At 68.0% G+C, this 7,373-nt stretch carries 6 protein-coding genes; 5 read left to right on the top strand and 1 reads right to left on the bottom strand.

Features of this window, described 5'->3' with window-relative positions:
- Positions 1–433 precede the first annotated feature (433 nt).
- Positions 434–1,726: an aspartate carbamoyltransferase gene (locus LDO54_RS38475; RefSeq protein WP_205997912.1), complete on the top strand. Its 1,293-nt coding sequence runs from the start codon at positions 434–436 to the stop codon at positions 1,724–1,726.
- A gap of 80 nt (positions 1,727–1,806) precedes the next feature.
- On the opposite strand, the gene LDO54_RS38480 is transcribed toward LDO54_RS38475, so the two are convergent.
- The gene (locus tag LDO54_RS38480; protein WP_224018342.1) at positions 1,807–2,475 is read right to left on the bottom strand and encodes a glutathione S-transferase family protein; all 669 of its coding nucleotides are present in this window, start codon (positions 2,473–2,475) and stop codon (positions 1,807–1,809) included.
- A 117-nt stretch (positions 2,476–2,592) separates the two neighbouring features.
- Between LDO54_RS38480 and LDO54_RS38485 the strand changes: the two genes are divergently transcribed.
- The 4 genes from LDO54_RS38485 to LDO54_RS38500 all read left to right on the top strand — a co-directional run.
- Entirely contained in the window at positions 2,593–3,636 is a 1,044-nt protein-coding gene (locus LDO54_RS38485) for an alpha/beta hydrolase (protein ID WP_224018344.1), read from the top strand.
- Between the two features lie 404 nt (positions 3,637–4,040).
- Entirely contained in the window at positions 4,041–4,769 is a 729-nt protein-coding gene (locus LDO54_RS38490) for a (2Fe-2S)-binding protein (RefSeq protein WP_224018346.1), read from the top strand.
- 16 nt (positions 4,770–4,785) lie between these two features.
- On the top strand, positions 4,786–5,787 hold the full coding sequence (locus LDO54_RS38495; RefSeq protein WP_224018348.1) for an FAD binding domain-containing protein: 1,002 nt from the start codon (positions 4,786–4,788) through the stop codon (positions 5,785–5,787).
- A partial coding sequence (locus LDO54_RS38500; RefSeq protein ID WP_224018349.1) for a xanthine dehydrogenase family protein molybdopterin-binding subunit occupies positions 5,784–7,373 on the top strand: 1,590 nt, incomplete at its 3' end. The genes LDO54_RS38495 and LDO54_RS38500, both read left to right, overlap by 4 nt.

Raw genomic sequence — 7,373 nt, forward strand, 5'->3', positions numbered from 1 at the left:
GCCGATGGCGATGCCGCCCGCGAGCGAGACCACGGCCGCGACGCAGGCGGTCGCGATCAACGTGCGGCGCGCGGCGCGCTGCGTGACGAAGCGCGTGCCGCCGCTCGACAGTTCGTCGATGGAGCTCGACCACGGCATTTTCATGGTCGCCCCCACAGGCGCGATTTCACCCGCACAGGCGAAACACACGCGCCGGGAAACAGGATCTGGATATGCATCTGAGGCTGCCGAGCCGGCCTGCGCCCGCCCTTCCGAAAATCGAAACGGCGATTATCGAGGCGTCTGAAAAATCCCCATCCCGATAAAAAGTCCGCTCGAACGAGCGAACCCGCGCGCGCCGCTTCAAGCGTGCACCTCGAAAATCGCTTGACTTCTCGCCCCGCCGAACTAATATACGCACCGCGTACATAAACCAGCCAACACGGGTGCCAGCATGAGCGTTCCGCAACAAGCCTTCCTCCGCGACGCCATGCGTCGCCTGAACATGACCCGCGACGCCTTCGCGAGCCGCATCGGCGTCACGCGCCGCGCGCTCGACACGTGGCTGCTGCCCGAGGAATCGCAGGAATCGCGCGCCATGCCCGAGATCGTCGAGCGTTTCGTCTCGGAGATCGTCGGTGGCGGCGAGCCGCGTGAAAGCTATACGCAAAGCGTAGATCCGCGTTCGCTGGCCAGCCAGATGCAATTCGAAGGCAAGCCGCAGCTGCTCTCCGTCGATCAGTTCTCGCGCGACTCCGTCGAAGCGCTGTTCCGCGTGGCCGACATCATGCAGCCCATCGCGCGCCGCCGGAAAATCTCGCGCGTGCTCGAAGGCGCGGTGCTCGGCAACCTGTTCTTCGAGGCGAGCACGCGGACCCGCGTGAGCTTCGGCGCCGCGTTCTGCCGCCTGGGCGGTTCGGTGTGCGACACGACCGGCTTCACGTTCTCGTCGATGGCCAAGGGCGAATCGATCTACGACACGAGCCGCGTGATGGCCGGCTACGTCGACGCGATGGTGATCCGCCACCCCGACCAGGGTTCGGTGGCCGAATTCGCGCGCGCCGTGAACATTCCCGTGATCAACGGCGGCGACGGTCCCGGCGAGCATCCGAGCCAGGCGCTGCTCGACCTCTACACGATCCAGCGCGAGTTCTCGCGTCTGGGCAAGATCGTCGACGGCGCGCACATCGCGCTCGTGGGCGACCTCAAGTACGGCCGCACGGTGCACTCGCTCGTGAAGCTGCTCGCGCTGTATCGCGGCATCAAGTTCACGCTCATTTCGCCGCCGATGCTCGAAATGCCGCAGTACATCGTCGACAAGATCTCGACCAACGGCCACGTGGTCGAGCAGACGACCGACCTCAAGGAAGGCCTGCGCGGCGCGGACGTGGTGTACGCCACGCGCATCCAGAAGGAGCGTTTCACCGACGAGTCATTCGAAGGCTACACGCCCGATTTCCAGATCAACCTCGCGCTGCTCGACACGTTCTGCACCCCCGAGACGCTCGTGATGCACCCGCTGCCGCGCGACAGCCGTCCCGGTGCGAACGATCTCTCGACCGACCTGAACCACGACCCGCGCCTCGCGATCTTCCGCCAGACCGACAACGGCATCCCGGTGCGCATGGCGATCTTCGCGGTGCTGCTGGGCGTCGAGAATCTCGTGCAGCATTCGATGCGCGACGCCGTGTGGCGTCCGCCTGCATATCTCGGCCCGGACGACGCCACGTTTCACGGCATCGACTGAAGGTTCGCGGCGCGTAGTCTGCGCCCAATGAAAAAGCCGGGAAGCATGACGCTTCCCGGCTTTTTTTACGCCCGGCGCGTTCAGCCAAACAACGTGTACTCGCCGCCGCGCGCCAGCGCGCGCTGATACGCGGGCCGCGCGTGAATGCGTTCCAGAAACGCGCGGATCGGCGCGTGCTGTTCCGCGCCCGCGCGTTTCGCACCGGCTTCGAGCGGAAAACTCATCTGCACGTCGGCGGCCGTGAAAGCGTCGCCGGCGAACCAGCCCGTGGCGTCGAGTTCCTGCGCGATATAGCCGAAGTGCAGCGCGAGCTGCGGCCTGACGAAGCCGCTCTCCAGCGAACCCGCGACCTTGCGCACGACCGGCTTCACGAAGAACGGCACCTTCGCGCCCGCGATGCGCTGCGCCACCAGCGCGAGCAGCAACGGCGGCATCGCCGAACCCTCGGCGTAGTGCATCCAGTAACGGTAGCGCAAATACTCGGGCGTGCCGCGCGCGGGCGCGAAACGCCCGTCGCCATACTGCTCCACCAGATATTCGAGGATCGCGCCCGACTCGGCCAGCGTGCGATCGCCGTCCGTCACGACAGGCGACTTGCCGAGCGGATGCACCGCGCGCAACGCGGGCGGCGCGAGCATCGTCTCCTTGTCGCGCTGATACTTCACGATGTCGTAATCGACGCCCAGTTCTTCGAGCATCCAGAGCACGCGCTGCGAGCGCGAATTGTCGAGGTGGTGAACCGTCAGCATCAGGACTCCTCCAGTTTTTTGTCGGCGCGGCGTGATTGCCTCGAATGCCGCCTTGTATGCAAAATGAATCATCACAATTAACTGCTAGCATGCACGGAAAACAAACAGGAGACTGACGTGCACGCCTTTCTTTTCACGCTGATCGATGGCTTGTCGATCGTCGCGGCGATCGCGCTGACGCTGATCGCCGCCGCGCTCGTGATGGTAGCCTCCGCCGAGCCCAAAACGGCGCAATCCGAGGATGTATTCGGTTTCGAATCGCTGCAGGCCGCGCCAGCCGCGAGCCTGCCCGCCGTGCAGCGTTACGCGGCGCGCGACGGCGAACCGCTCGCGTTCCGCTTCTACGACAGCACGGCCTCGCAGGTGCTGATCTTCGTGCATGGCTCCTCGTATCACGGCGCGTCGTATCACGCGCTCGCGGCGCATCTGAGCCAGCGCGGCATCGCGCGCGTCGTGCTGCCGAATCTGCGCGGCCATTACCTCTCCGGCACGCGGCGCGGCGACGTCGACTATCTCGGCCAGTTCGAGGACGATCTCGCCGACCTCATCACGCATCTGCGCAATCGCGGCGAGTCGGGACCGATCGTGCTCGGCGGCCATTCGAGCGGCGGCGGTCTCGTGATCCGCTTCGCGGGCGGCGCGCATGCGGCGCTCGTCGCGCGCTTTCTCGCGCTGAGCCCGGCCATCGCGGGCTCGCGCTCGCTCAAGGCGGACAGCGGCTGGGCCAGCCTGCATCTGCGGCGGATCATCGGGCTCGCGCTGCTGAACCTGTTCGGCGTGCGCGGCTTCAATGCCTTGCCCGTGATCGCGTTCAACAAGCCCGCGCGCTTTCGCGACGGCACCGAAACGCTCGCGTATTCGTATCGGCTCAATGGCGCGTATCATCCGCGCGGCCGTTATGACCGCGATGTGGCGAAGCTCGGCGCGCAGGCGGCGGTGCTCGTCGGCGCCAACGACGAAGCCATCGATGCGACCTTGCTCGGCGAACTGATCGCGCGTGCGTCGCCGCACACTTATTTCGCTGTCCTGCCCGATATCGATCACTTCGGCGTGTTCACCCGCGAACCCGCGATGGCCGCCGTGGCGGCATGGCTCGACACGCCACCCGACGACGACGGCGGCACGCAGCGCGTCGCGGCCAGCTCGGCCATCGTGGTCTGACGCGTCGCGGCTGAAAGATCGCGAGCGACATCGCACGAGGGCATCGCACGCAGGCATTGCACACACGCATCGCGCAACATCGAAATCACGGCGGCTGTCCGCGCCGCCAGCTTCGCGACCGCCTGACGCCAGCCGCGCGACAGGCCCGAGTCAGAAGCCGCGTCGTCACGAAAATTTCGCCCGCGAATCGCCTTTCCGCCCTTTACTTTCGCCGCGCTCGCGCGCACCGTGCAGGTCTGATCCTGCCGGCGCGCCGGGCTGGCCGTCGTGCGCGCGGCACCAAATTTGCTGCTGAAGTTGTTCGTCATTCGTTTCGAAGCAAGAGGTCCGCACGCTGCGCGACGTCCCACGCTGCATCGCGATTCGCGTGCGCTCGCCATCCTCGATGGAGCCCGCCGAACGCCATGTCACACGATCGCTCTCACGACGCGCCCGCTGCTGCAGACGCGCAATCGCCCACCCCACCCGCCGACACCTCGCGCCGACGCTTCCTGCAATCGGCCGCAGCCGCCGCCGCGCTCGGCGCGACACCGCATCTGCACGCGCAGCAGACCGCGTCCTCGAATGATTCCGCGAGCGAACCCGCGAACGAACCCGCAAGCGCACCGCCCGCCGTGCCCGCGCAGCCCGTCCAACTCACCATCAATGGCCGCGAGTACGCGCTGCATATCGAACCGCGCGTGACCTTGCTCGATGCCTTGCGCGATTACGCCGGACTCACCGGCACGAAGAAGGGCTGCGATCGCGGCCAGTGCGGCGCATGCACCGTGCTCGTGGAAGGCCGCCGCATCAACGCGTGCCTCACGCTCGCGGTGATGCACGAAGGCCAGCGCATCACCACGGTCGAAGGCCTCGCGAGCGCGACGCAGCCGAGCGTGATCCAGCGCGCCTTCGTCGAGCGCGATGCGTTGCAGTGCGGCTTCTGCACGCCGGGGCAGTTGTGTTCGGCGACGGCGTGTCTCAGCGAATTCGCGGCGGGCACCGCGAGCGCCGCGACCGTCGACGTGCGCACGCGCCCCGCGCAACTGAGCGACGCCGAAATCCGCGAGCGCATGAGCGGCAATCTGTGCCGCTGCGGCGCGTACGTGAACATCGTGGCCGCCGTGCGCGACGCGCACAGCGCCGGCGCGTAACACACGGAGCACGCTTATGGACGCTCTCTCCTACCAGCGCGCCGCCAGCATCGACGCCGCCATCGCCGCCGCGCAGCAACCGGGCGCGGCCTTCATCGGCGGCGGCACGAATCTGCTCGATCTGATGAAAGGCGGCCTCGCGCATCCCGTCACGCTGATCGACATCACGCGCCTCGCGCCGCTCGATCTTGTGGAGACCTTGCCCGACGGCGGCCTGCGCATCGGCGCGCTCGTGCGCAACAGCGACGCCGCCAATCACACGCTCGTGCGCACGCGTTATCCGCTGCTCTCGCAGGCGCTGCTCGCGGGCGCGTCGCCGCAATTGCGCAACATGGCGACGGTCGGCGGCAACCTGCTGCAACGCACGCGCTGCGATTACTTCTACGACACCGCGTTCGCCCAATGCAACAAGCGCGCGCCCGGCAGCGGCTGCGCGGCGCTCGGCGGCTTCAACCGCCTGCACGCGATACTCGGCGCGAGCGCGCAATGCGTGGCCGTGAATCCGTCCGATATGAGCGTGGCGCTCGCGGCGCTCGACGCCGTCGTGCAGGTGCGCGGCCCGAACGGCGCGCGTGCGATTCCCATCGCGCAGTTTCATCGCCTGCCCGGCGAGCGTCCCGATCTCGACACCACGCTCGCGCCCGGCGAACTGATCACTTCGGTCGATCTGCCGCCGCCCGCATTCAGCGATCACGCGCACTACCTGAAGCTGCGCGACCGCGCGAGCTACGCGTTCGCGCTCGTTTCCGTGGCGGCGGCGCTGCAACTCGACGGCCAACGCGTGCGAAGCGCGCGCATCGCGCTCGGCGGCGTCGCGCACAAGCCGTGGCGCGCGAGTCTCGCCGAACAGCATCTCGCGGGCCGCACGCTCGACACCGCCACACTGCGCGCGGCAGCCGCCGCCGAACTCGCGCAGGCGCGGCCGCTGCCGGGCAATGCGTTCAAGGTCGAACTCGCGCAGCGCGCGATCGTCCGCGCGACTTTGCAGGCCGCAGGCGCCACGGGAGACTTCGCATGAACGACACGAATCCGCTGATCGGCCAGCCCGTCGACCGCATCGATGGACTGATGAAAGTCACTGGCAGTGCTAACTATGCGTCCGATTTTCCCGAAGCGCGGCTCGCCCATGCGGTGCTCGTGACGAGCACGGTGTCGAGCGGCACCATCACGTCGATCGATACGCGCCGCGCGCAGGCAATGCCCGGCGTGCTGCTCGTGATGACGTGGCAAAACGCGATGCGTCTGCCGAACCACGGCCAGCCGCCGCTCGCGCCGCCCGCGGGCCGCCGCCTCACGCTGCTGCAGGACAACGTCGTGCGCTATAGCAACGAGCCGGTCGCGGTCGTGGTCGCCGACACGCTGGAGCGCGCCATCGACGCCGCGCAACACGTTCATCCGACCTACGCCGCCACGCCATCGACGCTCGATTTCGCGCGCGCGAAAGCGCAGGCGCATACGCCGCCCACACAGCCCGGCCGTCCCGCCGATTCGTCGCGCGGCGACCCCGAAGCGGGCCTGCGCGAAGGCGCGGTGCGCATCGACGCGATCTACACAACGCCCGTGCAATTCCACAATCCGATGGAGCCGCACGCGACGCTGGCGCGCTGGGACGGCCCCGAACTCACGCTCTACGACGCGACGCAAGGCGTGACCGGCGCGAGCAACGCGGTCGCCGCCGTGTTCGGCGTGCCCGCCGCGAACGTGCGCGTGATTTCGCCGTTCATCGGCGGCGGCTTCGGCTGCAAGGGTTCGTCGTGGTCGCATGTGAGCCTGTGCGCGATGGCCGCGAAGCAGACGGGCCGTCCCGTGCGTCTCGCGCTCGCGCGTCCGCAGATGTTCGGCCCCGTGGGTTCGCGCCCGCACACGGAGCAGCATCTGTCGATCGCGGCGCGTAAAGACGGCACGCTCACGGGCCTGCGTCACGACACGCTTTCGCACACGTCGACGTTCGAGGACTGGACCGAGTTGTCCGGGCTCGTCACGCGCATGATGTACGCGGTGCCGAACCTGAGCACGAGTCATCGCGTCGTGCCGCTGAACGTGGGCACGCCGACCTTCACGCGCGCGCCCGGCGAGACCACCGGCTCGTTCGCGCTCGAATCGGCGATGGACGAACTCGCGTGGCGGCTCAAGATCGATCCGGTCGCGCTGCGTCTGAAGAATTACGCCGAAACGGAGCCGCAGGAAAACAGGCCGTGGTCGTCGAAGGCGCTGCGCGAGTGCTACGCGGCGGGCGCGGAACGCTTCGGCTGGGCGAAGCGCGTGAACGCGCCGCGCGCGATGCGCGAGGGCAATACGCTGATCGGCTGGGGCATGGCGAGCGCGACCTATCCCGCGAACCGCAGCGAGGCGTCGGCGCTCGCGCGCATCCTGCCCGACGGCACGGCGATGGTCGCTTCCGGCACCCAGGATATCGGCACCGGCACCTACACCGTGATGACGCAGGTGGCCGCCGACGCGCTCGGCTTTCCGCCCGAGCGCATTTCGTTCGCGCTCGGCGATTCGACGCTGCCGCGCGCGCCCGTCTCAGGCGGCTCGCAGTCGGCGGCGAGCGTGTCGCCCGCCGTGCAGGCCGCGGCGCGCGCCGCGCGCGACAAGCTGATC

The organism is Paraburkholderia tropica (assembly GCF_914484835.1).
Classification (GTDB): domain Bacteria; phylum Pseudomonadota; class Gammaproteobacteria; order Burkholderiales; family Burkholderiaceae; genus Paraburkholderia; species Paraburkholderia tropica_A.